We start from the raw sequence: 25220 nt of genomic DNA, 5'->3' as shown, positions 1-25220 counted from the left end.
CTTGCTGTGTTATGAGTTGCTAGTTTCTAAGGCGGCTTCTGGGTGGTAGTGGACCGCTATTTCTAGCTTACAGAATTTTCTAAACATTTCCATAACCCCACAGTATTGCTCTTCAGAGAGTGTTACTGCTTTTTGGATTTTTTCTTCGTTTAAGTCATCACCATAAAAGTGATAATCTAGCCATACGGTGTGATATGTTTTAGGGTGCTCCTCTGTAAGTTCTCCTTTTACGACCATTTTAAATTTAGGTACATCTACCCTCATCTTGTTGAGTACAAATACCACATCAAGACCAGTACATCCCGCAAGACCAGAAAGCATCATTGCCTTAGGACCCATCCCGTCGTTATTACCTCCATTTTCTGGAGAAGTATCTATGAGTACTTTATAACCCGTAGGGCTATCTGTCTCAAATTGCATTCCTTGTTTATAGATTGTAGTTACTGTATGTCCAGCCATTTTATGTGTTTGTTTTGCTTGAAATATGAAGGTACAAAATTGGTAGATAAAATGCCTATATTGCTTTCGCGAAAGCGTAAATAAGAACATTAATTTAAAATATATACGATGCCATTAGTAACACCACTCTCTGCCGAACACGACGAAACAACTAAAGAACTTGCCCTATTTTTTAATGAGACACTAGGCTTTTGTCCCAACTCGGTACTTACTATGCAGCGTCGTCCAGATATCTCGCGCGCATTTATAAACCTCAACAAAGCCGTGATGGCAAACCAAGGCCGAGTGACTTCTGCCTTAAAACGTATGATTGCGTGGGTGTCTAGTAATGCTACTGGATGTCGCTATTGCCAGGCGCACGCTATACGTGCTGCAGAGCGTTATGGCGCAGAGCAAGAGCAACTTGATAACATCTGGGAGTATCGCACACACGATGCCTTTTCTGATGCTGAGCGTGCTGCGCTTGATTTCTCTCTGGCAGCAAGCCAAGTACCTAATGCCGTAGATGCAAAAATCAAGGAGGAATTATATAAATACTGGGATGAAGGTGAGATTGTAGAGATGCTGGGAGTGATTTCACTATTTGGATACCTCAACCGTTGGAACGACTCTATGGGAACTACCCTAGAGGAAGATGCCATAGATTCTGGAAATCAATATCTCGGAAAGCACGGATTTGAAGTAGGAAAACACGTGTAAGTTTATATTTGAAATTTAATTTAAAAGAATGAAAAAAATAATTTTCTCATTGACAATTTGCCTTCTTATAGCGACAGTTTCTTTTGCTCAAAGCGATATAACTTATGGCATTAAAGGTGGACTCAATTACGCTAATCTCGTTTATGAATTTGAAGATTCAAACAATGATTTTTTAGATTTTAATGCTAAAGTTGGCTTTTATGCGGGTGGTTTTATAAACATTAGCCTCAGTGATAAGTTTGCACTACAACCAGAATTACTCTATAGTAGTCAAGGAGCTAAACTAGACATAGATTATAGTCAAGTTTTAATTTTTGATCAAAACGACCCTACATTTCTTGAAAATGAAGAAGATGTAAATGTAAAACAGAGTAAGCTGCTGCTTCCTATACTTTTACAGTATAAGATTGGTAGTGACTTTAGCTTATTTCTTGGTCCACAAATAACCTACACCCTAAACTTCGAAACAGAAGTAGATAGTGATGATGAGTTAGTAGTTTCTCGATTTCAAGATGATGACAAAATTGGGATTGATGTAAGCGCAAGATTAGGCTATAAAGTTTCAGAAAATATGATGGTTGAACTTGGCTATTTTAGAGGTCTTACTAATCAAAATTCTGTTAAGTCTTCAGTCTTTCAGCTAGGCTTAGCACACAAGCTTTAATTCACTATAAAATATTCTTTACGAGCGCCCTAATGGGGCGCTTCTTTATTGCCTAAAAATCTCGTAAATTCGCGCACAACATTTAAAGACTACAAAATGAGCGCTAAGTTCACTGAATATAAAGGATTAGACCTTCCTAACATCGCTAGCGAGGTACTTGCCTACTGGAAAGAAAATGACGTTTTTGAGAAGTCGGTTACTTCTCGAGAAGGAGCAAAACCGTATGTATTTTTTGAAGGACCACCTTCGGCAAACGGACTACCGGGTGTACACCACGTACTAGCGCGTGCGATTAAAGATATTTTTCCTCGTTACAAAACGATGAAAGGCTTTCAGGTTAAGCGTAAAGCGGGATGGGATACGCACGGACTTCCTGTAGAACTTGGTGTTGAAAAAGAACTTGGTATTACCAAAGAAGATATCGGCACAAAAATCACTGTAGAAGAGTATAACGAAGCTTGTAAAAAAGCCGTGATGCGCTACACAGATATCTGGAATGACCTTACAGAAAAGATGGGGTACTGGGTAGATATGGAAGATCCATACATCACCTATAAGGCCAAGTATATGGAAACCGTATGGTGGCTACTTAAGCAAATCTATAACAAAGATTTACTATACAAAGGGTACACCATCCAGCCGTATTCTCCTAAGGCGGGAACGGGATTAAGCTCTCACGAACTTAACCAGCCAGGCTGTTACCGCGATGTGACAGATACTACGGTGGTTGCACAATTTAAAATCACAGATCAAGGTGAAAACCCACTTGCAAAAGAACTTGCAGACGGGAATACTTACTTTATCGCCTGGACGACGACTCCTTGGACACTACCTTCAAACACGGCACTTACCGTTGGGAAAAAGATAGATTATGTACTCGTTGAGACATTTAACCAGTACACTTTTGAGCCAGTAAAGGTTATCCTTGCAAAGAATTTAATCTCTAAGCAGTTTGACAAGAAATTTGTTTCCGCTTCCGCGAAAGAAGAGCTGGACGCATACAATGCTGGAGATAAGAAAATACCATATCTCGTAACCGAAGAATTTAAAGGAGCAGACCTTCTTGAACTTCGCTACGAGCAACTATTTGACTTTGTACAGCCTAATGATAATCCTCAAGATGCTTTCCGAGTAATTGCAGGAGACTTTGTAACGACAGAGGATGGTACGGGTATCGTACACACAGCACCTACTTTTGGTGCAGATGATGCTTTGGTTGCAAAACTAGCTTCACCAGAAATTCCGCCACTTCTTATTAAAAATGAAGATGGTAACCTTGTGCCGCTTGTGGATCTTCAGGGGAAATTTCGCCCTGAGCTCAAAGAGTTTGGAAACAAGTACATTAAGAATGAATATTATGCAGATGGTGAGGCTCCAGAACGTTCTATGGACGTGGAACTTGCGATACGCTTAAAAGAAGAAAACAAAGCCTTTAAGGTGGAAAAGTACGTGCACAGTTACCCACATTGCTGGCGTACAGATAAGCCGGTACTTTACTACCCGCTCGATTCTTGGTTTATAAAAGTGACCGATTTTAAAGATCGTATGCACGAGCTTAACCTTGGCGTAAACTGGAAACCTAAGTCTACAGGAGAAGGACGTTTTGGAAACTGGCTTGCAAATGCAAACGACTGGAACTTATCACGTAGCCGTTTCTGGGGAATACCGCTTCCTATATGGCGTACCGAAGATGGAAAAGAAGAAATACTCATAGGCTCTATAGCCGAACTTAAGGCCGAAATCCAAAAGGCACTTGACAAAGGTGTGATGGACACAGATCCTTTTGAAGGGTTTAAAGTGGGCGATATGAGTGAGGAAAATTACGAGCTTGTAGATCTCCATAAAAACATTGTAGATAAAATTACGCTAGTCTCAGACAGCGGGCAGCCTATGATGCGTGAGGCAGACCTTATTGATGTATGGTTTGACTCTGGATCTATGCCTTATGCACAGTGGCACTACCCTTTTGAAAATAAAGAACTCGTAGAAGACACTTGGCGTAAAGCAGATTTTATAGCCGAAGGTGTAGACCAAACTCGTGGATGGTTTTACACACTCCACGCGATTGCTACTATGATCTTTGACGATGTAGCCTATAAAAATGTAGTATCTAACGGACTTGTACTTGACAAGAATGGGCAGAAGATGTCTAAGCGTCTTGGTAATGCAACAGATCCTTTTGAGACCTTAGAAAAATACGGGCCAGATGCAACGCGCTGGTATATGATTTCTAACGCAAACCCTTGGGATAACCTCAAGTTTGATTTGGAAGGCATAGAAGAAGTAAAACGTAAGTTCTTTGGAACACTTTACAACACGTATAACTTCTTTGCGCTGTATGCAAATCTTGATAATTTCGCTTTCGCGGAAGCGGAAATAGAACTTTCTCAACGTCCAGAAATAGACAGATGGATACTATCAGAACTTCACAGTCTTATAGCAGAAGTAGATAATTTTTATGCCGAATATGAGCCTACCAAAGCAACAAGGGCGATAGACACCTTTGTACAAGAAAACCTGTCTAACTGGTTTGTACGATTAAGTAGAAGACGTTTCTGGAAAGGTGAATATGCTACCGATAAAATCTCTGCATACCAAACATTATATACCTGTCTTGAGACGGTAGCAAAGCTTAGTGCTCCTGTAGCGCCATTCTTTATGGAAAAACTCTATAAAGACCTCAACGCTGCTACTGGAAAAGAAGATTTTGAGAGCATACACCTCGCAGAATTCCCTGTGAGCGATGCCGCTTATATAGACACTGCGCTTGAGCACAAAATGCAAAAGGCACAGATAGTAAGCTCACTAACACTCTCATTAAGAGCAAAAGAAAAGATCAAAGTACGCCAACCTTTACAGCGTATTATGATCCCTGTGCTTAATGAAAATGACAAAAATGAGATCCTAGCCGTAGCAGATTTGATTAAATCTGAGGTAAACGTCAAGGAGATTGAGCTCATTTCTGACGATTCTGGGATCTTAGTGAAGCAAATCAAGCCTAATTTTAAGGTATTAGGACCTCGTTTTGGAAAAGATATGAAGCTGGTTGCCAGCAAGATAAATTCTTTACAAGCTGAGGATATCGCAAAAATTGAGCAAGATGGAGAATTAACCGTTGAAATTAATGGGGAAAATACTATTTTGCAAGCCGGCGACGTTGAGATAACATCGCAAGATATTGAAGGCTGGCTAGTTGCGAGCAACGCTGGAGTAACTGTTGCACTAGATGTAACGATAAGTGATGAGCTTAAAAAAGAAGGTGTGGCACGAGAATTGGTTAACCGTATACAGAACCTGCGTAAGGACTCTGGATTTGAAGTGACAGATCGCATACACATACAGTTACAAGATGAGCCGGCAATTGCTCAAACGGTAGCTGCAAATGCAGACTATATTAAAGCAGAAACACTAGCAGATACTCTAGAAATTGTACCTACACTAAGTGAAGGGCTAGAGATTGCTTTTGACGATATAACAACATTTTTAACCATTTCAAAACACTAGTAATGGCAAACGACACACAAGAAAGATTTGGCGATGCACAGCTCGCTGAGTTTAGAGAATTAATAGAAAAGAAGATTGAGAAAGCACAACACGATCTCGAGCTTATCAAAAGTGCATACCTCAACGATGGTAACAACGGTACAGATGATACGTCACCGCAGTTTAAATCTTTTGACGAAGGTAGCGCCACAATGAGTAAAGAGGCAAACAGTGCACTTGCTATACGTCAAGAGAAGTTTATACGTGATCTTAAAAATGCGATTACTCGTATTAATAACAAGACGTACGGTATATGCCGTGTGACTGGGAAGCTTATCAACCCAGAACGCTTAAAGCTCGTACCACACGCTACATTGAGCATTGAGGCAAAGAATATGCAGTCATAATAGTTGTTATATATCAATAAATAAAAGCGTTCTTATGAGCGCTTTTTTTGTAACTATTCATTAGATTTTTGAATTTACGTTTATCCATATTGTCTATACTAGTCACGATGAGTTTATATGCTCAAAAACGACTTACGCAAACCTATGATGCAACAGCTATAAAGGAGTTGTATATAAATAGCAATGAAATTTTTAAGATTAAGATTACTACTGGAGAGGTAAGAGAGATTACAGTAGCGACCATTATAGATGGGGAGACTTTTGCAAGTACATTACTTAATACTTCTACAAACGATGGCGTACTTAAAATCACTACGGGAAAGACTCCAGATTACATCCCTTTTAATGATAAACTCGCTGCTCATAAGGTGCTGGCTATTGAGCTTGAGATTACAATTCCCAGAGGCTTAGATGTTTCTATTTACTCAACTTTGGCAAGTGTAGACACTTATGGAAAGCTTGGCCAAGTACGCATAGATCTAGGTCGCGGGCATTTTAAGGGGGAAGAATTCCGCTTTCGCGAAAGCGCAAAAATAAACACTATATCTGGTAGTATTTATGTCTCAAGCAATCTGGTTAATGTCACCGCACAATCTAGAAATGGAAAGATTAACATCCCTCCTTTTCAAGCGGATGGCCCACTGCTAGAAATCAAAAGTATACACGGTGATGTGACGGTAGTAAAATCGTTGTGAATACCCTATTTTTGTCACGTTTCAAAACTATATTATGTCGTTAAAAAAAGTTGCTCTTATTGTGTTTTTGATACTTCTAGTAGATCAAGTACTTAAGGTATATATTAAAACTAATTTTTACCTACGTGAGAGTATACAGGTTTTTGGTCTAGACTGGTTTCAGATTTTCTTTGTAGAAAATCAAGGAGCTGCTTGGGGCGTAGAGTTACCAGGTAAATATGGTAAAATCACGCTCTCACTCTTTAGACTTATTATAGCCCCAGTGATAGGGTATTACTTATATAAGTCTGTAAAAAACAATGCGCCAAAACTGCTGGTTATCGCATTATCACTGGTCTTTGCTGGTGCAGTAGGTAATATTATAGATTCTCTTATTTATGGATCTATTTTTAGCGCGAGCACGCCTAGCCAGATTGCGACATTTATGCCAGAAGGTGGTGGTTATGCAGATCCTCTCTTTGGAAAAGTGGTAGATATGCTCTACTTCCCTTTTATACAAGATGCTATGTGGCCAGAATGGGTTCCTTTTTTAGGAGGTAAAACCTTTACATTTTTTAATGCCATATTTAATATAGCAGATATGGCGATAAGTACGGGCGTAGGTATCCTACTTGTATTTAACAAGCGCGTGTTTCCTCAAGAGGAAAAAGTAACTACGGCGCAGTAGGTGCTTCTGAAAATATCTCTATCAGCTCGTTAGGACCTATAGGTTTTACAATAAAGTCTTTTACGAGGTTAAAGTGCTTAGAGCGCTCTATATCTACGGGGTTTATAGAGCTACTCACAATATACAGTGTACAGTTGTTAAGTGCAGGAAAGTCGTGCTTGCTTAATTCTTCAAGAAATCCCCATCCATCCATTATAGGCATATTGAGGTCTAGTAAAATTATTTGTGGTACAGGCTGTCCTTGAGGGTCTTTAAAGCTGCTTACGAAGTGATTTAAAGCCTCTTCACCGTTTTTGAATACAAGTATTTCTTCTGCTAGTTTACGTATGTCTATGAGCTTTGTAAGTAGGCTCACGTACATATCATCGTCATCTATGAGACAAGCTAGTTTTATAGGGTAGTTCATATGTCTATTTGGGGGAGTTAACTATAATCTACTGTAATGTAACAATAAATTTTGAACCTTTACCTAGTTTGCTTTCTACCGTGATATCACCGCCCATTGCTTGGACTTCATTACGTGTGAGAAATAGCCCTAAGCCCAAGGCATCCTTATTACCGTGGAAGGTTTTATATAATTTAAAAAGATCTTTACCGTGCTTGTCTAGATCTATACCTAAACCATTATCGCGTACCATAAGGTATTTCTTGCCATTTTCTTCATAAGCAAAGACGGTTATCTCTGGATCACGGTCTGGGTGTTTATATCGCAGTGCATTAGTTATCAAGTTTTGTAATATACTCTCTAAGTAAGCCTCTATATACATCACCTCTTCTACTTCAGAAAATTCTGTATACATAATAGCTCTACTAGACCTTATGTCTTGACTAAGACCTGCGACTACACGGTCATACACTTCTTTTATTACTACTGGCTCCAGCTTTGTACTTGAGATATTATGAACACTTACAATCTTATTGAGGTGCTGTAGTGTTACGTCTAGGCTGTTACCTATTTTTTCAAAATTATCTACAAGCTCTATTTGCTCATTGGTAAGATTACTTTTATCCATTAAGGCAGAGCACATTTGTAAATTGCTTACCTGTGACCTTAAGTTATGAGATATAATATGTGCAAAATCATAGAGTCTAGAGTTATGTCCCTCTATGAGCTTAAGGGATTGTTTGAGTTGTTGCTCTCTTTTCTTTTGTTCATCTATTTTTCTAAAAACGCCTCGTATCCCTATAATCTCTCCAGATTCATCTCTAAGCGGTTTTCCTTTTGCAATCGCCCAGAAAATCTCTCCGTTATAAGTTTGCATTTTTATTTCTGTAGAGAATGGTTTCCCCTCTGCACAGCCAAAAAAGAACTCTGTTGCTCGATCTAGATGCTCTTCTGCATAAAATGTATATCCAGATCTTAGCGTGGGTACATAATCTTTAGGAACATCAAGAATAATGCGAGCTTGATGGTCAAAATGACTTGTTTTGTTTTTAAAATCTACACTCCAGCCTCCAGCCTCAGTTAAGGCAGAAATTTCTTGATAGTAAAATTTATCAATAGAAAACTGATCAGACTTTTCCATAGGTGATGAGTGGGTGTGAGAATCTCTCCTTCTCTTCATTGTAAAGGCAGTTATATTCATAAATATGATTTGGGATTATGAATATAACAAATAAATCAAAAAGGCCTAAAAATGATACACCTTTTTCGGTGTAATACAGCTATTTAGCGCAATGTCTTGACTGTTTTTTGCGATTATCTCTTCTTCTGGCTCAAAAAAACTAAGTCCCACTTTTACCACATCACTCTTACATTGAGATAAAAAGCGATCATAAAATCCCTTGCCGTAGCCCACCCTATTACCTTCTTGGTCATAAGCTAGTAGAGGTATAAAAACAACGTCTATATTTTTTACAGGTATTTCAATACCGCCAGCTGGTTCTGGAATACCATACTTATTTACAACAAGCTTTGTGTTATCTGTAAGCAAATAATGCTTCATCGTATTGTCGTTAAAATTTGATGACGAGAGTACAATATTCTTGTCTTTACCTCCTAAAATGGATAATAGAAACTCTGTGTTAATTTCGCGTAAGCGTTCTATAGGTAAAAAGATGTGATAAAAGTCGTGATTCCATATATCAAGACTCAAAGCTTGGTTTGCAATTTTAAGACTGAGCTCATCCTGCTCGTCTGTAGTTAAGGTATTGCGTAAATCTTTATACTTCTTCCTCAGCTCCTGCTTCATCTTGGTCTTCATTGTGGTCTCTAGAGATATTAAAAATAGCATCACCTTGGTAAACGAGCGAAGCCTCGTTTACATTTATGACATAGCCCTCATTTTTTGCTTTCACCACGTGCCTAAATTTCCCATAGGGATCTGTAATGGTTGCAATGTGTTGCCCTTCTTCAAGTCGCTCGCCGCAAATAACTTTTGTATGTAGTAAGCCTGAGTACTTTGCTCGCATCCAGCGAGTGCTCTCTACGAGTACTGATGGTTCTGGTGCTTCTGGCACTGTAAACATATCACCAAGCATCTCTAGATGGCTTAAAACTCGCATTGTACCATATACTCCCTCGCGGGCTATTTCCTTATCGCTTACTTTAGATTTTCCTCCCTCAAAGAGAATGGTAGATTTATTCATTCTTGAGCACGTAGCGCGATATGACTTTGAGATTACTTTAGAATGTAAGGTAAATGGCGCATTAAAGATAGTTGCATACTTCATAGAGTTTACATCTAGGGGATCTATACGCACCTGTGCTACGTTAAAACGAGAGGCACCTCCAGTATGGAAGTCAAGACAAAGATCTGCTACGGGTAAAATTTTCTTTACAAACTGGTAAGCAAACCTACTAGCAAGTGACCCTCTAGGGTTACCAGGAAACACTCTATTGAGGTCTCTCCCATCTGGAAAAGCCCGTTTCATATCTAAAAAACCAAAGATATTTACGACAGGCACGCAGATTATAGTCCCTATTTTAGGCCTATTGATTTTCTTTGCGATAAGCTGGCGCACTATCTCTACTCCATTTATCTCGTCACCGTGTATCCCCGAGGTGATTAATATGACGGGGCCAGGCTCTACCGCCCTTTCTATTATAATAGGCACCTCAACAGAGGATGCCGTGTACAACTTTGCAATATTAAAATTTACCGTTGCGCTCTTACCTGGTAAGATTTGCTCACCTAGTATGGTGAGAACGTTATGTTCATCTATTTGTGCCAAATGCTTCTGTTAATTATATACTACGCTCTATGTAGCGTATGATTGTCTTTGCAATATCTTTTCCTGTTGCTTTCTCTATGCCCTCAAGGCCTGGTGATGAGTTTACCTCTAATATGAGTGGGCCTCGCTCACTTTGTAGCATATCTACCCCGGCAACTCCTAGTCCCATAGCTTTTGCTGCCTTTATGGCTGCGTTTTCTTCTTCGTCAGAAAGGGTAATAATCTCTGCCGTACCGCCACGATGTAGGTTAGATCTAAACTCTCCTTCTTTACCCTGTCGCTTCATAGCACCTACTATCTGGCCATCTACTACAAAGGCTCTAATATCTGCTCCTTTTGCTTCTTTTATAAATTCTTGCACAATCACTCGGGCCTCAAGTCCATTAAAAGCTTCTATCACAGACTCGGCAGCATTTTTAGTCTCTGCAAGTACAACACCTAGCCCTTGGGTTCCTTCTAGTAATTTTATAATAAGGGGTGCTCCACCTACGTGAGCAATCATCTCCTCTACATCACGAGAGTAGTTTGTAAAAACAGTTTTAGGTAAACCTAGTTTTGATCTAGATAATATCTGTAAGCTACGCAGCTTGTCTCTACTGCGCACCAAGGCTTGTGATGTGGTGGTGGTAAAAGTATTCATCATCTCAAATTGTCTCACAACGGCAGTACCATAAAAGGTAATTGACGCCCCTATGCGTGGTATGACAGCATCTGCTGTCTCAAGGGTTCTATTTTTATAGAATACCGTAGGGTTTTTCTTCTCTATAATAAGATCACACTTAAGAGGGTCTATGACCTCTACACTATGACCTCTTTTGAGACCAGCTTCTTGTAGCCTAGCCGTACTGTATAAATTAGGATTACGAGATAAAATCTTTAGATTCATTTTTTTTGAGATTATAAGATACGTCTGTAAGTGAAGTATCTACTATGAATTTATTGGTAAGGAACTTACGACCTAAAAGTACAGGAAAACGCATATCTTCCCTAGAGGTTAAGGTAAGTGATATTTTATACGTTTTACCATATATGGTAATCTGGCTTTGCACCTCATAGCGATACTGTATCTCGCCATTACTACTGCGCACTGCAGCAATATCATAATCGCTAAAGGTCATTACCTGCCCGTTGTATAATGGATGCTTTTTATCAAAAAAAGTGCAAATAAGACTATCCTTTGCCTCTACAATGTTGTGACAGTGTATGGATGAGGTATAGGCTCCCGTATCAATTTTTACATCGATATCTTGAAGCCCTAATAATGGGAAGTCTACTTTGTCTGTGCGACCTATAATACGTTTTGGCATACGATAGCAAGGTATAAAATATGCGCTTTCTTTAAGTAGAATTTAACGTGATTTTTTACGCTTTCGCGAAAGCGTAATCCCCATCATATACTATCTTTGGGTATGCCTGCTGCTCCAATAGAACTTCAACTCAAAACACTCCCTACCAGTCCGGGGATTTACCAGTATTACGACAAGAACGAAAAACTACTATACGTAGGTAAGGCAAAAAACCTCAAAAAACGTGTGTTATCTTACTTTAACAAAACACACGATAACGGGCGTATACGCACAATGGTCAAGAAAATTTACGAGATGAAACACATCGTCGTAGAGACCGAAACAGATGCGCTCCTTCTGGAAAACAGCCTTATAAAAGAGTACCAGCCGCGGTATAATGTCTTGCTTAAAGATGATAAAAGCTACCCGTGGATATGTATTAAAAATGAGCGCTTCCCAAGAGTGTTTCCTACGCGTAGATTAATTAAGGATGGTAGTGAGTACTTTGGCCCATACACGAGTATGAAAACCGTGCGCACGCTACTAGATTTGATAAAAAGTCTTTATAAACTACGCACTTGTAATTACGACCTCTCTAAAGAAAAAGTAGACGCAGGTAAATTTAAGGTCTGTCTTGAGTATCATCTAGGTAATTGCGAGGGGCCTTGTGAGGCAAAGCAGTCTGAGCAAGAATATCACGAGCATATAGAACATATACGTCAGATTGTAAAAGGAGATTTTAAAGACTCGTTAACACGCTTTCGCGAAAAAATGAAAGCCCACGCCGCAGCTATGGAGTTTGAAGATGCACAGCGCATTAAAGAAAAACTAGACATACTGGAAGGCTATCAATCTAAGAGTACGGTTGTAAACCCAAAAATTAGTAATGTAGATGTGTTCTCAATCATAAGCGATGAGGGATATGGGTATGTAAACTTCTTACAGATAAGCCACGGTGCCATCATAAAATCCCACACCTTAGAACTCAAAAAACAACTAGACGAAACAGATAAAGAATTACTAGAACTGGGTATTATAGAAATACAACAGCGCTTTGATCATAACTCAAGAGAGATATATGTTCCTTTTGAGGTAAACCTAGGTGATAGATTTAAAATCACCGTACCCAAGCTAGGTGACAAAAAGCGCATACTAGAACTCTCTGAGCGCAACGCAAAATACTACCGTATGGAGCGTTTTAAACAAACTAAGATTGTAGATCCAGATCGCCATACTAATAGAATTATGGCACAAATGAAGGCAGACTTACGTCTTAATGTAGAGCCTAGACACATAGAGTGTTTTGACAACTCAAACATACAAGGTACAAATCCCGTAGCCGCTTGCGTGGTGTTCAAAAACGGTAAGCCCAGTAAGAGTGACTACCGTAAGTTTAATATAAAAACCGTTGAGGGTCCAGATGATTTTGCAAGTATGGAAGAGGTGGTCTTTAGAAGGTATAAACGCTTGCTCAATGAAGGAGAGCCTTTACCTCAACTCATTATAGTAGATGGTGGTAAAGGACAACTATCAAGCGGTGTAAAAGCACTTGACGACTTAGGTTTGCGTGGTAAAATAGCCATTATAGGTATTGCAAAAAGGCTAGAAGAATTATTTTATCCGGGAGATAGTATACCTTTATATCTAGACAAGAAGAGTGAAACACTTAAAATCATACAGCACCTACGTAACGAGGCACACCGTTTTGGCATCACCTTTCATCGCAACCAGCGTAGTAATGCTGCTCTAGGGACAGAACTAGATACCATAAGAGGTATAGGCGAAAAAACCATTGTAGATTTACTCAAGCACTATAGATCTGTATCAAAGGTAAAGGCGGCTTCAAAAAAGAGTCTTACCGAGGTAATAGGCCCAGCAAAAGCAACTATTATCTATAATCACTATCACGTAAAACAATGAGAAAACTCCTCCTCATCGCAATAACGCTACTAGCCATACCTATCTATGCGCAAGATATAGCAAAAGAGGATGTAAAGGTAGGTCTTGTATTAAGTGGTGGTGGAGCAAAAGGACTTGCCCATATAGGCGTTCTTAAAGCTATAGAAGATGCAGGTGTGCGTGTAGATTATATTGCTGGCACAAGTATGGGAGCCATAGTAGGAGGTCTTTATGCATCTGGTTATAATGCCCAGCAACTAGACTCAATTTTTACTGCGGTAAACTTTGATAATATCATACAAGATAATTTACCTCGCCGTGCAAAAACCCCTTATGAACGTCACGATGATGAGCGATATGCAATCACACTCCCTTTTGACAATTTTAAGGTCTCTCTACCTAGCTCGCTCAGTAAGGGACAAAATACCTATAACCTTCTCGTTAAGAACCTTGATCACGTATCTGACTTGACAGATTTTAGAAAATTACCTATCCCCTTTTTATGCATCGCTACAGATGTAGAAAATGGTGAGCAGGTTGTACTAGCAAATGGTTATCTACCAGAAGCACTAAGCGCAAGTGGTGCACTGCCTTCTCTTTTTAGCCCAGTGTTATTAAACGATAAACTATTAATAGATGGTGGGGTGACAAATAATTACCCTATTGAAGAACTACGTGCAAAAGGTATGGAAGTGATTATAGGCGTGGATGTACAAGACACTTTAAAATCAAGAGAGAACCTTACATCTGCTACAGAGGTACTGTTACAAATAAATAACTATCGTACCGCAAAAGCGATGGAAACTAAAAGAAAAGAAACAGACCTTTACATTAGACCTGCGATAGACAAGTACTCTGTTGTTTCTTTTGATGAAGGTAGCACCATAATAGACTTAGGTGAGAATAAGGCAAAGGAGCAGTTTCCAGCCCTACAAAAACTAGCAATGAGGCAAAGACCGCTTTCGCGAAAGCGTATAAAACCCTCTCCACAAGACTCGATACAAATTGCCGCAGTTACTATTTCTGGAAATGAAAAATACACAAGAGCATATGTTTTAGGAAAACTTAAACTCACACCACCGGTAAAGCTATCTTATGAAGATTTTTATAACGGGCTTAATAACCTCTCTGCCACCGAAAATTTTGAAAAAATAGGGCATCGTTTACAAAAGGTAGAAGATGGAAGAGTATTACATCTAGAACTACAAGAATCAAAAAGCACACAATCACTACGTCTCGCTTTACATTATGATGATCTATATCGTACGGCAGGTCTAGTAAATTTTACAAAAAAGAAAGTGCTATTTAAAAATGATGTGGCGTCTTTTGATCTTATTCTTGGTGATAATATTAGATACAATTTTGATTATTATATAGACAAAGGTTTTTACTGGAGTGTAGGTCTTAAGTCTTCATATACCTCTTTTGAAAAGGGGGTAAACGCACGGCTTTTTGACGCGACAGATGGTGTTTCATTAGAGGGCATTAACCGAGTTAACCTAGGTTATCAAGATGTTTCAAATAAAATATATTTACAGACCATTCTTGCAAAACAGTTCTCTTTTAATATAGGCTTACAACATAAATTTCTTGATATAGAGACAGAGACTGTGCTTCCTACTACAGATGGCGAGACGGCAGTAATTTTTGATAAAAGTCATATGGGTGGTGCCTATTCTCAACTCAAGTATGACTCACTAGACAACAAGTATTTTCCTAACTCTGGAATTCTATTTGATGCAGATTTTGATGTATACTTATTCTCTTCAGACTACAATAATAATTTTAGTGAGTTTGGGATTGCAAATGCAAGATTTATGTATGCCGCAAGTATTACAGATCGCATAACCACAACTATAGAAACCGCTGGCGGGTTTAAAGTAGGTGGCACAGATAACAGATCGCTAGATTTTGCGCTAGGAGGTTATGGTGCAAAACGAATAAATAACATTATCCCTTTCTTAGGATATGATTACTTAAGCATACTAGGCGACAGTTATGTTAAGGCCACTTTTGATATAGATTATGAAGTTTTCCCAAAAAATCACATCAATGCCTCTGCAAATTTTGCAAATGTAGGGTATGACCTTTTTGACAGTACTAAGTCGTGGTTACCTCCACCAGAGTATTCTGGATACTCCTTAGGTTATGGCGCAGAGACGCTACTAGGACCTATAATTATAAAGTATACTTACAGTCCAGAAATAAAGAGTAGTGAGTGGTTTATTAATCTTGGTTTTGAATTTTAAATCGTGTTAAGACAATAATAGCAAGGGCTAAGCGTTGTCACACATTTATCATTTTTTTAACGATAGTGCGGTAATTTGTGGCACGTATCGTGGTTTCTCTTGATACATTGTTTAACTTAAAATCATCAATTATGAAAAACCACATCATCGCACTTTTCCTTATTCTTGTTGCATCATTCTCTAGCTGTAATTCTAAAACAGACATAGAAGAAGCACAAACTAATAGTGATCTCGCCGCAATTATAAACCCCAGTGAAAAGGCTACTGAAACTTATTATTATGTAACTGCAAGCTCTGGTTTATCTCTGCGCTCTGGTACTAATCTCAATTCAAAAAAGCTGCTTGTGCTTCCCTATGGCGCTCAAGTAAAGCATCTAAGTTCTCCAGATCATACAGCTATGACACTAAGTGGCATAACTGGAGAAATGATTGAAATAAGTTATCAAGGAGCTACTGGCTTTGCCTTTAACGGGTATCTCACTACACTAGCACCACCACAACCTAGTGAGACTATAAAAGATTATGCAAAACGCATAAGCACAACTGAGCACAAGGTAGATGTAATTACAAAAGCCCATAATAAAGGAGAAGATTACGGTATGACTACCTCAATAGAACTTCCAGCAAGAGACTGGAAAGAAACATATAAGATAGCACAGCGCCTCTTTAACTTACCAAAAAGTATTCAGCCCGATTTTAACGCCAAGGGTACAGTAACAATTTTAAATAAAGAAAAGAGAGAACGAACACTTACAGATGAACTTACACTTAATGTAAGCTCAAAAGGAGAATTACAGAACCTATCTTATGCATATAATCTTAAAAACTATAAGCGCACAGTGATGATAACTAAAACAAAAAATGGCTTTCTCATTACTGAGGTAGAAGAGTCAAAGTAAAATCTTGTTGTCTATATTGATAAAAAAAGGAGCTTTTAAAGCTCCTTTTTTAATTCTATAATTTCAATTGTTTTACACTTCAGAAACTCGTAGTGTGTTTACCATTCCTTTTTCTAGTAGTGGCATTGCTACAAGATTAATGAGCATATCTCCCTTATCTACTAGTTCTGTGTTTAAGGCAAGTTGTCTTATATCTTCTACAGTTTCATCTGTACTTACAAACTTGTCATAAAATAATGCTTTTACTCCCCAAAGCAAGTTGAGTTGTGTAAGTATGCGCTTGTTAGATGTAAAAACAAGTATATGTGAAGATGGTCTCCACGCCGAAATTTGGAAAGCAGTATACCCACTGTTAGTAAGTGTTGTAATCGCTTTTGCATCTATCTCATCTGCCATATGAGCAGCGTGATAACATATTGCTTTTGTAATGTAACGTTTAGTCTTAATGTGTGGTGGTGCTTGTGGCACTTTTATTAAGTCTGAATCTTCTACATTACGACATATAGACGCCATTTTTTCTATTACTTGTACTGGGTACTTCCCTACAGATGTCTCTCCAGATAGCATCACTGCATCTGCTCCATCCATTACAGAGTTTGCTACATCATTTACTTCTGCACGAGTAGGTGTGAGACTAGAGATCATAGTTTCCATCATTTGGGTTGCTATGATTACTGGTATTCTTGCCTTTTTTGCTCTTAGTACTAATTGCTTTTGTACAAGTGGTACTTCGTGTGCTGGTATCTCTACTCCTAGATCGCCACGAGCCACCATAAGAGCATCACAGTAAGCCACAATCTTGTCTATATTTTCTACAGCCTCTGGCTTCTCTATTTTTGCAATAATAGGCACTTTATGATCTGAGTGCTCTTTAATAAGTTTTTGTAATTGCTGTAAATCTTCGGCGTGGCGTACAAAAGAAAGTGCCATCCAGTCTACTTTAAGCCCTAGTGCAAAAATGGCATCTTTTACATCCTTTTTTGTAAGTGCTGGTAGTGATATATCTGTATTAGGTAGGTTCACTCCTTTTTTAGAACGTAGCGGTCCTCCTTGTATAACTTTTGCTTCGACCTCAGTTTTTCCATCTGTCTTTACAACTTCAAACATTAGTTTTCCATCATCAAGCAGTATGCGTTCACCAGGTTTAACATCTCTAGGGAACTGCTTATAGTTCATATAAACGCGCTCCTTTGTTCCTTCAAATTCTTTTTCGGTAGAGAAGGTAATGATGTCTCCCGGGTTTACGATTACCTCTTCTTTCATTTTACCTACCCTAAGCTTAGGTCCCTGTAAATCTGCAAGGATAGAGGTGTTAAAACCTGTCTCTTCACTGAGCTCACGTATCATTGCAACGCGCTCCTTAACGTCTTCATAATCTGCGTGCGAAAAATTGATACGGAAAACATCTACCCCGGCATTCATCATATCGAGTAAAACTTCTCTCTTGCTAGTTGCTGGCCCTAAGGTTGCAACAATTTTGGTTTTTTTTCTTTTCGACATTATTCAAAAATTAAGTGTTCTTTATTTTTTAGTGTGCTTACGTCTACGTCATATGCCGTAACGATTTGCGGTATTTGGTTTAAGGTTTTTAAGGTTTTTGCTTTCGCGAAAGCGTTACCATCCTCAATTACTTTTATAAAATAGTCTACTTGTGGCAGCTCTGGTATAAAATAAGCCGTTTTAAGGCTCTGTTGTGACTCAAATAAGCCTTGAGAAAGGTTTTGACTTACCGCGACCTTAGACTTGTTTGAGAGCACATAGTAGTCTATATACTGTTGCTTATCACTAAATTCAAAACAAGGATATCTTGCTGTACTTTCATATTGTGTTAATAAGAGGTCTTCACAAGTTCTTGCTAGACGAACATCTAAGTTTTTATTAAGTAAATATGCTAAGTAATATGGCTCTAATGAACCGTGTATGGCTATGAGCGTAAAGTCATAACCAATGGAATCTTCTAAAAGAATTTTATACATTCCCATAGTAATAAAGCAAGTGAGAAAGATACAAAGAAGCATCTAAAGCTAAGGGGGAGGTATGTAAAACTTACGTAAACGTTTTCGTTAGATTAAGGTATTTTTTTATGTTGTTAAAGGTAGCGTAAACATTGCGATGGTTCCTTTACCCTGCTCAGATTCTATACTTAAGTACCCATTATGTGTTTTGATAAACTCATTACAAAGTATGAGCCCAAGTCCGGATCCTTTTTCATTACGGGTTCCTTTTTGAATGGTAGTTTCTGTGAGGCTAAATAATTTTTTACGATAGACATCTGTCATACCTACTCCATTATCTTCTATACTAAATATAAAATCTTTTTCTGTTTTTGAAAACTCTATTACAATAATATCATTGTCTTTTGAAAATTTGATCGCATTAGATAATAGATTTCTTATTACAGTTGCAATCATATTTTTATCACCCGTAACTTTACCCTTAAAACTAGATTCTAAGCGCACGTTTATTCCTTTTTGCTGGAGATTATTGCTGTAAACTTTTATTTGATCTTTAGTGATAGCAAGTATGTCTAGTGGTATGGGTTCAAACTTTATTTGACCTGTTTCTAGCCTTGACCATTTGAGCAAGTTATCTAATAAAGATATGCTGTTGCGACTAGAATCTTCTAGTGAGTCTATAATCGCTGCGGTTTGCTTGCTTTTAAACTCTTCTTCTTTTAAAACATCTAAAAAGTTTATCACAGAAGAAAGTGGACTTCTTAAATCGTGCGCGACTATAGAGAAAAACTTGTTCTTTGTAGCAACTAACTCTGAGAGACGTTTATTTTGAGCTGCAATCATTTTATCCTTACGCTCATAGACGTAAAACTGTATAATTAAAAACAACATAAAGCCTAATAAGGCTAAGTACCATATTAAAGAGGTTACAAACATTGTCATACTAGCCTCTTGTGGACGTTTATATGCTGTACTTACTATAAAGTTTTTATTGTAAAAATTTACTGTGGTTGACACATATGACTCATCTGGAATATTAAAGTTTTTAAAATATTCTGGATCTTCTGTCTTTGCATAGCATTTCTGTCCGTTATAAGATTTTGCTCTGTCAAAGTAATTTCCATTTCCGGCTTGAAATCTATAAACAAAGTCAGCCTTATTTACGTTTTTATAGACACGATCTACAATAGGTGCAAACTCTGCTACGGTTGTAATATACCCTATGGGTTTATTAGTATTATCTAGAATACCAAAACCTAGTGGTAAACCCACAAAACCTTCAATTAAATTTGTTGGATTAGATGCATAAAAGTTACGACTACGCATCAAGGTATCCATTCTAGTTATGCCTGATTTTCCTATAATTTTTTCTAATGACGTTCCCTCTAGGTTCTTTAGAGCAGTCTCTCTCATTGTAAAATCAAACTGAAAAATATGATTTGTGTCTAAGTATGAGATGCTAAAAGGTGGTGGAATAGATAGATCCCTAAGCTGCATATCTAAGAGGTACTTAATGTCATCCTCTTTTAGATATTGACCATCTGTTATCTCTACATACGTCTTGATTCCCGAAACGAGGGCTGCGTAGGTGTTTAAGGAGCTTTGTAGCTCAAAGGCTGCTCTTTTATTTGCTCGATCTAGTTGTATGTAGCGTGTTTCTTCTCTTTGCCTGGTAATGCTTGAGGTAACCCAGTATAGGGCAAGTGCTGTTACCAGCGCAAGTATTGTAAAAACAAGATAATATTTCTTAGGAAACTTCACTGACATAACTATGAGCATTACTGCCCTACAACTTAATCTACTAACACAAAGATGATTACGGTGCTAATGTAGTGAAATGATTTAGGAATTATACCTTACAGAGATTGAATTTCTCGTTGATATGCATAAAATGCACGTTTAGAGGCAATTTCTTCGGCTTTTTTCTTACTTGTAGCTCGTGCTTTTGCTACAACGTCTCCATCTATACGTAAACGCACTCCAAAGTGTTTTACAGCATCTTGACCTGTGTCTTCAAAAGTTTCAAACTTAAATGTGTGCTTTTCTTTCTGGCACCATTCTATAAGAACGCTCTTATAACTTATAATTCGCCCTTCTAGCTTTTCGATATCGACATAAGGTTCTACTACCCGCTTTGCTATAAACTTCTCACAATAGCGATAACCTCTATCTAGATATATAGCCCCTACTAATGCTTCAAAAAGGTTGCCGTGTATATTTGCCCCAAAATTTTCTATGGGTATACTGGCTTTTACATATCTCACCAAGTTAAGATCACGACCTAGCTCATTGAGATGTTTACGACTTACTACTTTAGATCGCATTTTTGTGAGATAACCTTCATTACCTCCTTGTACTTCATTAAAAAGATGCGCGGCTATGACAGAACCTAGCATAGCATCTCCTAAAAACTCTAGTCTCTCATAGTTGAGAGGATTTCCATCCTCCTTTTTTAAGCCAAGGGATCTATGTGTAAAGGCTTTTTCATAAAACGCTATATTTTTAGGTTTAAAACCTATAATAGATTGCATACGCATAAAAAAACTCCCGTCCTTTTCAGAACGAGAGTTAAATATTTTTTTAAACGCACTCATCTATATATTAAGCGTCTAGTTTTTTAAATAGTACACAAGCATTGTGACCTCCAAAACCGAAGGTATTGCTCATTGCAACATTTACTTCTTTTTCTTGCGCTTTGTTAAGCGTAAGATTAAAAGATGGATCTATATTTTCATCTACTGTAGTATGATTAATGGTAGGAGGCACAAGGCTATGTTGCATCGCAAGGATAGCAGCAATAGACTCTATAGCTCCTGCTGCACCTAGAAGGTGACCAGTCATAGACTTTGTAGAGTTAATATTAATATGTGCGGCGTGCTCACCAAAAACTTTAGAAATAGCCTTAAGCTCTGCAACATCTCCAAGAGGTGTTGATGTACCGTGGGTGTTAATATGGTCTACATCTTGAGGACTTAGTCCTGCATCGCGTAAACAATTAAGCATCACTCGCTCTACACCTATACCGTCTGGATGTGGTGCTGTCATATGATAAGCATCACTAGACATACCTCCACCTAGAACCTCTGCATAAATTTTTGCGCCACGTGCTTTTGCGTGTTCATATTCTTCTAGTATTAATGCGCCTGCTCCTTCACCTAGTACAAAACCATCTCTGGTCGCATCAAAGGGTCTAGAAGCCGTCTCCATATCTTCATTTCTTGTAGATAGGGCGTGCATCGCATTAAAACCTCCCATACCTGCTGGTGTTACAGCAGCTTCACTTCCTCCAGTTACGATAACATCACAATGACCTAAACGTATATAGTTTAGAGCATCTATCATCGCATTTGCAGAAGATGCACAGGCAGAGACCGTCGTATAATTAGGTCCCATAAAACCGTGCTTGATAGAGATATTACCAGGAGCAATATCTGCAATCATTTTTGGGATAAAGAATGGGTTAAACCTAGGGGTACCGTCTCCAGCGCCAAAATTAAGCACTTCGTTCTGAAAAGTTTCCAGACCACCTATACCGGCTCCCCATATAACCCCAACTCTAAATTTATCAACCGAGTCAAGGTCTATGCCCGCATCATTGATAGCCTCATCTGAGGCTACCAATGCGTACTGAGCAAATCTGTCTAGCTTACGAGCTTCTTTCCTATCAAAGAAGTCGAGAGCATTAAAGTTTTTAAGTTCACAAGCAAACCTCGTTTTAAACTTTTCTGCATCAAAATAGGTGATGGGCGCGCACCCGCTTTTCCCTGTAGAAAGTCCTTCCCAGTATTCCTGAATATTATTTCCTATCGGGGTAAGTGCACCAAGTCCGGTAACTACTACTCGCTTTAACTCCATATGTAGGGACTTATTTAGCCTCTTCTATATAAGATACTGCTTGACCTACGGTCGCAATATTTTCTGCTTGATCATCTGGAATCTGGATATCAAATTCCTTTTCAAACTCCATAATGAGTTCCACTGTGTCTAGTGAATCAGCGCCTAGGTCGTTTGTGAAGCTTGCTTCAGTTACAACTTCGTTTTCGTCTACTCCTAATTTGTCTACGATAATCGCTTTTACTCTTGATGCAATGTCTGACATAATTTTCTAATTTAAATTTTTATTTAAGTCGCAAAAATAACAAACTTTACGGTTAAACAAGTTTGCAACTCAAAAATGTGAAGGTAATTTACGGAAATATAAAAGAAGTTCCTTTCTATAACCTTCAAATAGTTACTAATATTTCTTTATTTCGCACCCACAACAGCAACAAGAAAAATGAAACGAATTGTGATTTTTGCCTCGGGTAACGGTACAAATGCCCAGCGTATTATAGAGTATTTTCGGGATCGTACGGATGCACAAGTCGTGCAAGTACTTACTAACAACCCGCGTGCCAAAGTTTTAGAACGCGCCACAAAACTAGATGTATCCGCATTAAGTTTTAACAGAAAAGCTTTTTATAAAAGTGATGATGTACTGCATTTACTCACTGCAACAAAGCCAGATCTTATCGTTCTTGCTGGTTTTTTATGGCTTTTTCCAGAAAAAATCATTTCGGCATTTCCAGATAAGGTCATAAATATACATCCTGCGTTGCTACCTAACTTTGGCGGTAAAGGGATGTACGGAATGAATGTGCACGAGGCTGTTTACGCTTTCGCGAAAGCGGAATACCTTAAAAATCCCACTCAAAAAATTCAAACAGGCATCACCATACACAAGGTAACACCCGAGTATGATAAGGGAGATTTTTTATTTCAAGCCAAAGTTGAAGTTACTCCAGAAGACACCCCAGAAGCAATTGCCAAAAAAATACACCAGCTAGAATACACGCACTTTCCAGAGGTAATCGCAAAGTTCTTATCTTAGAGAGATGGCAAAAAAAGAAAAATTCTACGTGGTCTGGGAGGGTAAAAAACCTGGAATCTATACATCTTGGAAAGATTGCAAGGCAATGATTACCGGTTATGCTGGGGCAAAATACAAGAGTTTTGACACCTTTGCTAAAGCAAAAACCGCTTACAATGGAGACTATAATGACTTTAAAGGCTCCTCAAAAAAGAAAAAAGTACTCACCGCCGAAGAAAAAGCAACATACGGCGAGCCTAACCTCTACTCTATCGCGGTAGATGCGGCAAGCTCTGGTAACCCAGGCGTGATGGAATATCGTGGGGTAGATACTCAAACAGTAAAGCAACTCTTTCACCAAGGGCCTTTTAAACAAGGAACTAATAATATAGGAGAGTTTCTAGCACTTGTACACGGGCTGGCCTACTTAAAAAAGATAGGTAGCGACCGTCTTATATATAGTGACTCCCGCATAGCAATAGGCTGGGTAAAAAAGAAGCATTGCAAGACTAACCTCAAACAAAGTCAAAAAAACAAAGATGTTTTTGACCTCATCACACGGGCAGAGCAGTGGCTTAAAACAAACACCTACACAACCACCATCGTAAAATGGGAAACCAAAGCCTGGGGAGAAATCCCAGCAGATTTTGGAAGGAAATAAGTATGATTATGAAGACAGAAAAAAAGAGAATATATACGATAGCAATTTCGGCTTTTCTTACCACGCTGGTTATAAGAAACTGGGATGCTTTAAAAAGTTTTATTGCTAATTTATTTGCATAATTTAATTTAAAATTTTCGCGAAAGCGGTCTCCTTAAAGTTGAGTTGTCAAACATTCAAAACCGTATATTTGCACAAAAATTATAGATGAGTAAATTGGTTATAGTTGGTTCTTGCGCTTTTGATGCTATAGAAACACCTTTTGGAAAAACAGATAAAATTATTGGGGGAGCTTCTCCTTATATAGGACTTGCTGCGGCACAGTTTGATAATGTTGATCCAGCCATCGTAGCCGTAGTAGGTGATGACTTCCCTCAAGAGTATCTTGATTTTCTTGCAGAGAGAGGTATTAACACAGACGGTATAGAGGTTGTAAAAGGTGGTAAAACATTTTTCTGGAGTGGTAAATATCATAATGATATGAACTCTAGAGATACACTAGCAACAGAGCTTAATGTACTAGCAGATTTTTCTCCTAAGGTTCCTGCATCACATAAGGAAGCACCTATTGTAATGCTAGGTAACTTGCAACCACAAGTACAGCTTAGTGTTATCGAGCAAATGGATGTAAAGCCTAAGCTTGTGATACTAGACACAATGAACTTCTGGATGGATATCGCGCTTGATGAGCTTAAAACTACGCTCAAAAAAGTAGATGTTATTACTATAAATGACGAGGAAGCACGCCAGTTGAGCGGTGAGTACTCTCTTGTGACTGCTGCAAAGAAGATTCACGAGATGGGACCTAAGTATGTAGTCATTAAGAAGGGCGAGCACGGAGCGCTTATCTTTGAAGGAGATAAAATGTTTTTTGCACCAGCATTACCACTAGCAGATGTTTTTGACCCTACGGGAGCTGGAGACACCTTTGCGGGAGGATTTGCAGGTTATATTGCACAAGCAGGAGACACTTCTTTTGAAACAATGAAGACGGCTCTTATATATGGCTCTTGTCTAGCATCCTTTACTGTAGAAAAATTTGGAACAGAGCGATTACAATCTGTGACACCAGAAGAAATAAAAGAAAGATTGCATCAGTTTAAACAACTTGTTCAATTTGACATAAACATAAACGACTAAATCCTGCGCTCCAAATTTTTGGAGCGCTTTTGTT

The 25220-nt window shown here is 38.4% G+C and carries 25 protein-coding genes; 12 read left to right on the top strand and 13 right to left on the bottom strand.

The window, feature by feature from the left end:
- Positions 1-9: 9 nt before the first annotated feature.
- Positions 10-459, bottom strand: a complete 450-nt coding sequence (locus ACJJVM_RS08180) for an OsmC family protein (protein ID WP_035326110.1) — start codon at positions 457-459, stop codon at positions 10-12.
- Positions 460-567: 108 nt separating this feature from the next.
- Between ACJJVM_RS08180 and ACJJVM_RS08175 the strand changes: the two genes are divergently transcribed.
- The 6 genes from ACJJVM_RS08175 (at position 568) to ACJJVM_RS08150 (ending at position 7074) form a co-directional block, all read left to right on the top strand.
- Positions 568-1158, top strand: a complete 591-nt coding sequence (locus ACJJVM_RS08175) for a carboxymuconolactone decarboxylase family protein (RefSeq protein ID WP_035326111.1) — start codon at positions 568-570, stop codon at positions 1156-1158.
- 28 nt (positions 1159-1186) lie between these two features.
- Positions 1187-1822, top strand: coding sequence for a porin family protein (locus tag ACJJVM_RS08170; RefSeq protein ID WP_405211351.1), 636 nt, complete (start codon positions 1187-1189; stop codon positions 1820-1822).
- Between the two features lie 96 nt (positions 1823-1918).
- Positions 1919-5326, top strand: a complete 3408-nt coding sequence (gene ileS / locus ACJJVM_RS08165) for an isoleucine--tRNA ligase (protein ID WP_405211350.1) — start codon at positions 1919-1921, stop codon at positions 5324-5326.
- Between the two features lie 2 nt (positions 5327-5328).
- Positions 5329-5712, top strand: a complete 384-nt coding sequence (locus ACJJVM_RS08160; RefSeq protein WP_035326112.1) for a TraR/DksA C4-type zinc finger protein — start codon at positions 5329-5331, stop codon at positions 5710-5712.
- A gap of 68 nt (positions 5713-5780) precedes the next feature.
- Positions 5781-6407: a hypothetical protein gene (locus tag ACJJVM_RS08155; protein ID WP_405211349.1), complete on the top strand. Its 627-nt coding sequence runs from the start codon at positions 5781-5783 to the stop codon at positions 6405-6407.
- Between the two features lie 34 nt (positions 6408-6441).
- The gene (locus ACJJVM_RS08150) at positions 6442-7074 is read left to right on the top strand and encodes a lipoprotein signal peptidase (protein WP_298349615.1); all 633 of its coding nucleotides are present in this window, start codon (positions 6442-6444) and stop codon (positions 7072-7074) included.
- Here ACJJVM_RS08150 and ACJJVM_RS08145 read toward each other — a convergent pair.
- Genes ACJJVM_RS08145 through ACJJVM_RS08120 form a run of 6 tightly spaced genes read right to left on the bottom strand, consistent with a single transcriptional unit; the run spans position 7061 to position 11555 of the window.
- Positions 7061-7480, bottom strand: coding sequence for a response regulator (locus tag ACJJVM_RS08145; protein ID WP_038598066.1), 420 nt, complete (start codon positions 7478-7480; stop codon positions 7061-7063). The genes ACJJVM_RS08150 and ACJJVM_RS08145 overlap by 14 nt on opposite strands.
- A gap of 28 nt (positions 7481-7508) precedes the next feature.
- A complete protein-coding gene (locus ACJJVM_RS08140; protein WP_298349622.1) occupies positions 7509-8660 on the bottom strand; it encodes a PAS domain-containing sensor histidine kinase in 1152 nt (383 codons plus the stop codon).
- Positions 8661-8705: 45 nt separating this feature from the next.
- Positions 8706-9266, bottom strand: a complete 561-nt coding sequence (locus ACJJVM_RS08135; RefSeq protein ID WP_405211348.1) for a 5-formyltetrahydrofolate cyclo-ligase — start codon at positions 9264-9266, stop codon at positions 8706-8708.
- Positions 9238-10248, bottom strand: a complete 1011-nt coding sequence (locus ACJJVM_RS08130) for a succinylglutamate desuccinylase/aspartoacylase family protein (RefSeq protein WP_299148620.1) — start codon at positions 10246-10248, stop codon at positions 9238-9240. Before ACJJVM_RS08130 ends, ACJJVM_RS08135 begins: the two co-directional genes overlap by 29 nt.
- Before the next feature lie 13 nt (positions 10249-10261).
- Entirely contained in the window at positions 10262-11134 is an 873-nt protein-coding gene (gene rimK / locus ACJJVM_RS08125; protein ID WP_298349629.1) for a 30S ribosomal protein S6--L-glutamate ligase, read from the bottom strand.
- The gene (locus ACJJVM_RS08120) at positions 11109-11555 is read right to left on the bottom strand and encodes an ATP-dependent zinc protease (RefSeq protein WP_405211346.1); all 447 of its coding nucleotides are present in this window, start codon (positions 11553-11555) and stop codon (positions 11109-11111) included. Before ACJJVM_RS08120 ends, rimK begins: the two co-directional genes overlap by 26 nt.
- A 102-nt stretch (positions 11556-11657) precedes the next feature.
- On the opposite strand from ACJJVM_RS08120, the gene uvrC reads away from it, so the two are divergent.
- From uvrC to ACJJVM_RS08105, 3 genes are all read left to right on the top strand, one after another.
- Positions 11658-13454, top strand: coding sequence for an excinuclease ABC subunit UvrC (gene uvrC, locus ACJJVM_RS08115; RefSeq protein ID WP_298349634.1), 1797 nt, complete (start codon positions 11658-11660; stop codon positions 13452-13454).
- Positions 13451-15682 (top strand): patatin-like phospholipase family protein, encoded by a 2232-nt coding sequence (locus ACJJVM_RS08110; RefSeq protein ID WP_405211345.1) that lies wholly within the window; start codon positions 13451-13453, stop codon positions 15680-15682. Before uvrC ends, ACJJVM_RS08110 begins: the two co-directional genes overlap by 4 nt.
- Positions 15683-15813: 131 nt before the next feature.
- On the top strand, positions 15814-16581 hold the full coding sequence (locus ACJJVM_RS08105) for a hypothetical protein (protein WP_405211344.1): 768 nt from the start codon (positions 15814-15816) through the stop codon (positions 16579-16581).
- Positions 16582-16653: 72 nt separating this feature from the next.
- Here the strand turns inward: ACJJVM_RS08105 and pyk are convergent, their stop codons facing one another.
- The 6 genes from pyk to ACJJVM_RS08075 form a co-directional block, all read right to left on the bottom strand.
- Positions 16654-18081 carry a pyruvate kinase gene (gene pyk / locus ACJJVM_RS08100; RefSeq protein WP_405211343.1) on the bottom strand — a complete coding sequence of 476 codons (1428 nt, stop codon included), beginning with the start codon at positions 18079-18081 and terminating at the stop codon, positions 16654-16656.
- Positions 18081-18563 (bottom strand): IPExxxVDY family protein, encoded by a 483-nt coding sequence (locus ACJJVM_RS08095; protein WP_405211342.1) that lies wholly within the window; start codon positions 18561-18563, stop codon positions 18081-18083. Before ACJJVM_RS08095 ends, pyk begins: the two co-directional genes overlap by 1 nt.
- 99 nt (positions 18564-18662) lie before the next feature.
- A complete protein-coding gene (locus ACJJVM_RS08090; protein WP_405211341.1) occupies positions 18663-20303 on the bottom strand; it encodes a sensor histidine kinase in 1641 nt (546 codons plus the stop codon).
- Positions 20304-20392: 89 nt separating this feature from the next.
- The gene (gene rnc / locus ACJJVM_RS08085; protein ID WP_299148616.1) at positions 20393-21130 is read right to left on the bottom strand and encodes a ribonuclease III; all 738 of its coding nucleotides are present in this window, start codon (positions 21128-21130) and stop codon (positions 20393-20395) included.
- Between the two features lie 7 nt (positions 21131-21137).
- The gene (fabF, locus tag ACJJVM_RS08080; protein WP_298349654.1) at positions 21138-22391 is read right to left on the bottom strand and encodes a beta-ketoacyl-ACP synthase II; all 1254 of its coding nucleotides are present in this window, start codon (positions 22389-22391) and stop codon (positions 21138-21140) included.
- Positions 22392-22401: 10 nt separating this feature from the next.
- Positions 22402-22635: an acyl carrier protein gene (locus ACJJVM_RS08075; protein ID WP_013750595.1), complete on the bottom strand. Its 234-nt coding sequence runs from the start codon at positions 22633-22635 to the stop codon at positions 22402-22404.
- Positions 22636-22812: 177 nt separating this feature from the next.
- Between ACJJVM_RS08075 and ACJJVM_RS08070 the strand changes: the two genes are divergently transcribed.
- From ACJJVM_RS08070 to ACJJVM_RS08060, 3 genes are all read left to right on the top strand, one after another.
- Positions 22813-23406 (top strand): phosphoribosylglycinamide formyltransferase, encoded by a 594-nt coding sequence (locus tag ACJJVM_RS08070; RefSeq protein ID WP_405211340.1) that lies wholly within the window; start codon positions 22813-22815, stop codon positions 23404-23406.
- Between the two features lie 4 nt (positions 23407-23410).
- Positions 23411-24046, top strand: coding sequence for a viroplasmin family protein (locus ACJJVM_RS08065; RefSeq protein WP_035326140.1), 636 nt, complete (start codon positions 23411-23413; stop codon positions 24044-24046).
- A gap of 207 nt (positions 24047-24253) precedes the next feature.
- Positions 24254-25186, top strand: coding sequence for a PfkB family carbohydrate kinase (locus ACJJVM_RS08060; protein ID WP_298349664.1), 933 nt, complete (start codon positions 24254-24256; stop codon positions 25184-25186).
- Positions 25187-25220: the final 34 nt, after the last annotated feature.

This window comes from Dokdonia sp. Asnod2-E02 (genome assembly GCF_045063915.1).
Taxonomy (GTDB): domain Bacteria; phylum Bacteroidota; class Bacteroidia; order Flavobacteriales; family Flavobacteriaceae; genus Dokdonia.
This window is presented reverse-complemented; position numbering and strand designations above follow the sequence as displayed.

What these genes read in the sequence shown, in the direction of transcription:
- ACJJVM_RS08180 (WP_035326110.1), bottom strand. Translation starts at nt 459, where the DNA reads ATGGCTGGACATACAGTAACTACAATCTATAAACAAGGAATGCAATTT.
- ACJJVM_RS08175 (WP_035326111.1), top strand. Translation starts at nt 568, where the DNA reads ATGCCATTAGTAACACCACTCTCTGCCGAACACGACGAAACAACTAAA.
- ACJJVM_RS08170 (WP_405211351.1), top strand. Translation starts at nt 1,187, where the DNA reads ATGAAAAAAATAATTTTCTCATTGACAATTTGCCTTCTTATAGCGACA.
- ileS (WP_405211350.1), top strand. Translation starts at nt 1,919, where the DNA reads ATGAGCGCTAAGTTCACTGAATATAAAGGATTAGACCTTCCTAACATC.
- ACJJVM_RS08160 (WP_035326112.1), top strand. Translation starts at nt 5,329, where the DNA reads ATGGCAAACGACACACAAGAAAGATTTGGCGATGCACAGCTCGCTGAG.
- ACJJVM_RS08150 (WP_298349615.1), top strand. Translation starts at nt 6,442, where the DNA reads ATGTCGTTAAAAAAAGTTGCTCTTATTGTGTTTTTGATACTTCTAGTA.
- ACJJVM_RS08145 (WP_038598066.1), bottom strand. Translation starts at nt 7,480, where the DNA reads ATGAACTACCCTATAAAACTAGCTTGTCTCATAGATGACGATGATATG.
- ACJJVM_RS08140 (WP_298349622.1), bottom strand. Translation starts at nt 8,660, where the DNA reads ATGAATATAACTGCCTTTACAATGAAGAGAAGGAGAGATTCTCACACC.
- ACJJVM_RS08135 (WP_405211348.1), bottom strand. Translation starts at nt 9,266, where the DNA reads ATGAAGCAGGAGCTGAGGAAGAAGTATAAAGATTTACGCAATACCTTA.
- rimK (WP_298349629.1), bottom strand. Translation starts at nt 11,134, where the DNA reads ATGAATCTAAAGATTTTATCTCGTAATCCTAATTTATACAGTACGGCT.
- ACJJVM_RS08120 (WP_405211346.1), bottom strand. Translation starts at nt 11,555, where the DNA reads ATGCCAAAACGTATTATAGGTCGCACAGACAAAGTAGACTTCCCATTA.
- uvrC (WP_298349634.1), top strand. Translation starts at nt 11,658, where the DNA reads ATGCCTGCTGCTCCAATAGAACTTCAACTCAAAACACTCCCTACCAGT.
- ACJJVM_RS08110 (WP_405211345.1), top strand. Translation starts at nt 13,451, where the DNA reads ATGAGAAAACTCCTCCTCATCGCAATAACGCTACTAGCCATACCTATC.
- ACJJVM_RS08105 (WP_405211344.1), top strand. Translation starts at nt 15,814, where the DNA reads ATGAAAAACCACATCATCGCACTTTTCCTTATTCTTGTTGCATCATTC.
- pyk (WP_405211343.1), bottom strand. Translation starts at nt 18,081, where the DNA reads ATGTCGAAAAGAAAAAAAACCAAAATTGTTGCAACCTTAGGGCCAGCA.
- ACJJVM_RS08095 (WP_405211342.1), bottom strand. Translation starts at nt 18,563, where the DNA reads ATGGGAATGTATAAAATTCTTTTAGAAGATTCCATTGGTTATGACTTT.
- ACJJVM_RS08090 (WP_405211341.1), bottom strand. Translation starts at nt 20,303, where the DNA reads ATGTCAGTGAAGTTTCCTAAGAAATATTATCTTGTTTTTACAATACTT.
- rnc (WP_299148616.1), bottom strand. Translation starts at nt 21,130, where the DNA reads ATGAGTGCGTTTAAAAAAATATTTAACTCTCGTTCTGAAAAGGACGGG.
- fabF (WP_298349654.1), bottom strand. Translation starts at nt 22,391, where the DNA reads ATGGAGTTAAAGCGAGTAGTAGTTACCGGACTTGGTGCACTTACCCCG.
- ACJJVM_RS08075 (WP_013750595.1), bottom strand. Translation starts at nt 22,635, where the DNA reads ATGTCAGACATTGCATCAAGAGTAAAAGCGATTATCGTAGACAAATTA.
- ACJJVM_RS08070 (WP_405211340.1), top strand. Translation starts at nt 22,813, where the DNA reads ATGAAACGAATTGTGATTTTTGCCTCGGGTAACGGTACAAATGCCCAG.
- ACJJVM_RS08065 (WP_035326140.1), top strand. Translation starts at nt 23,411, where the DNA reads ATGGCAAAAAAAGAAAAATTCTACGTGGTCTGGGAGGGTAAAAAACCT.
- ACJJVM_RS08060 (WP_298349664.1), top strand. Translation starts at nt 24,254, where the DNA reads ATGAGTAAATTGGTTATAGTTGGTTCTTGCGCTTTTGATGCTATAGAA.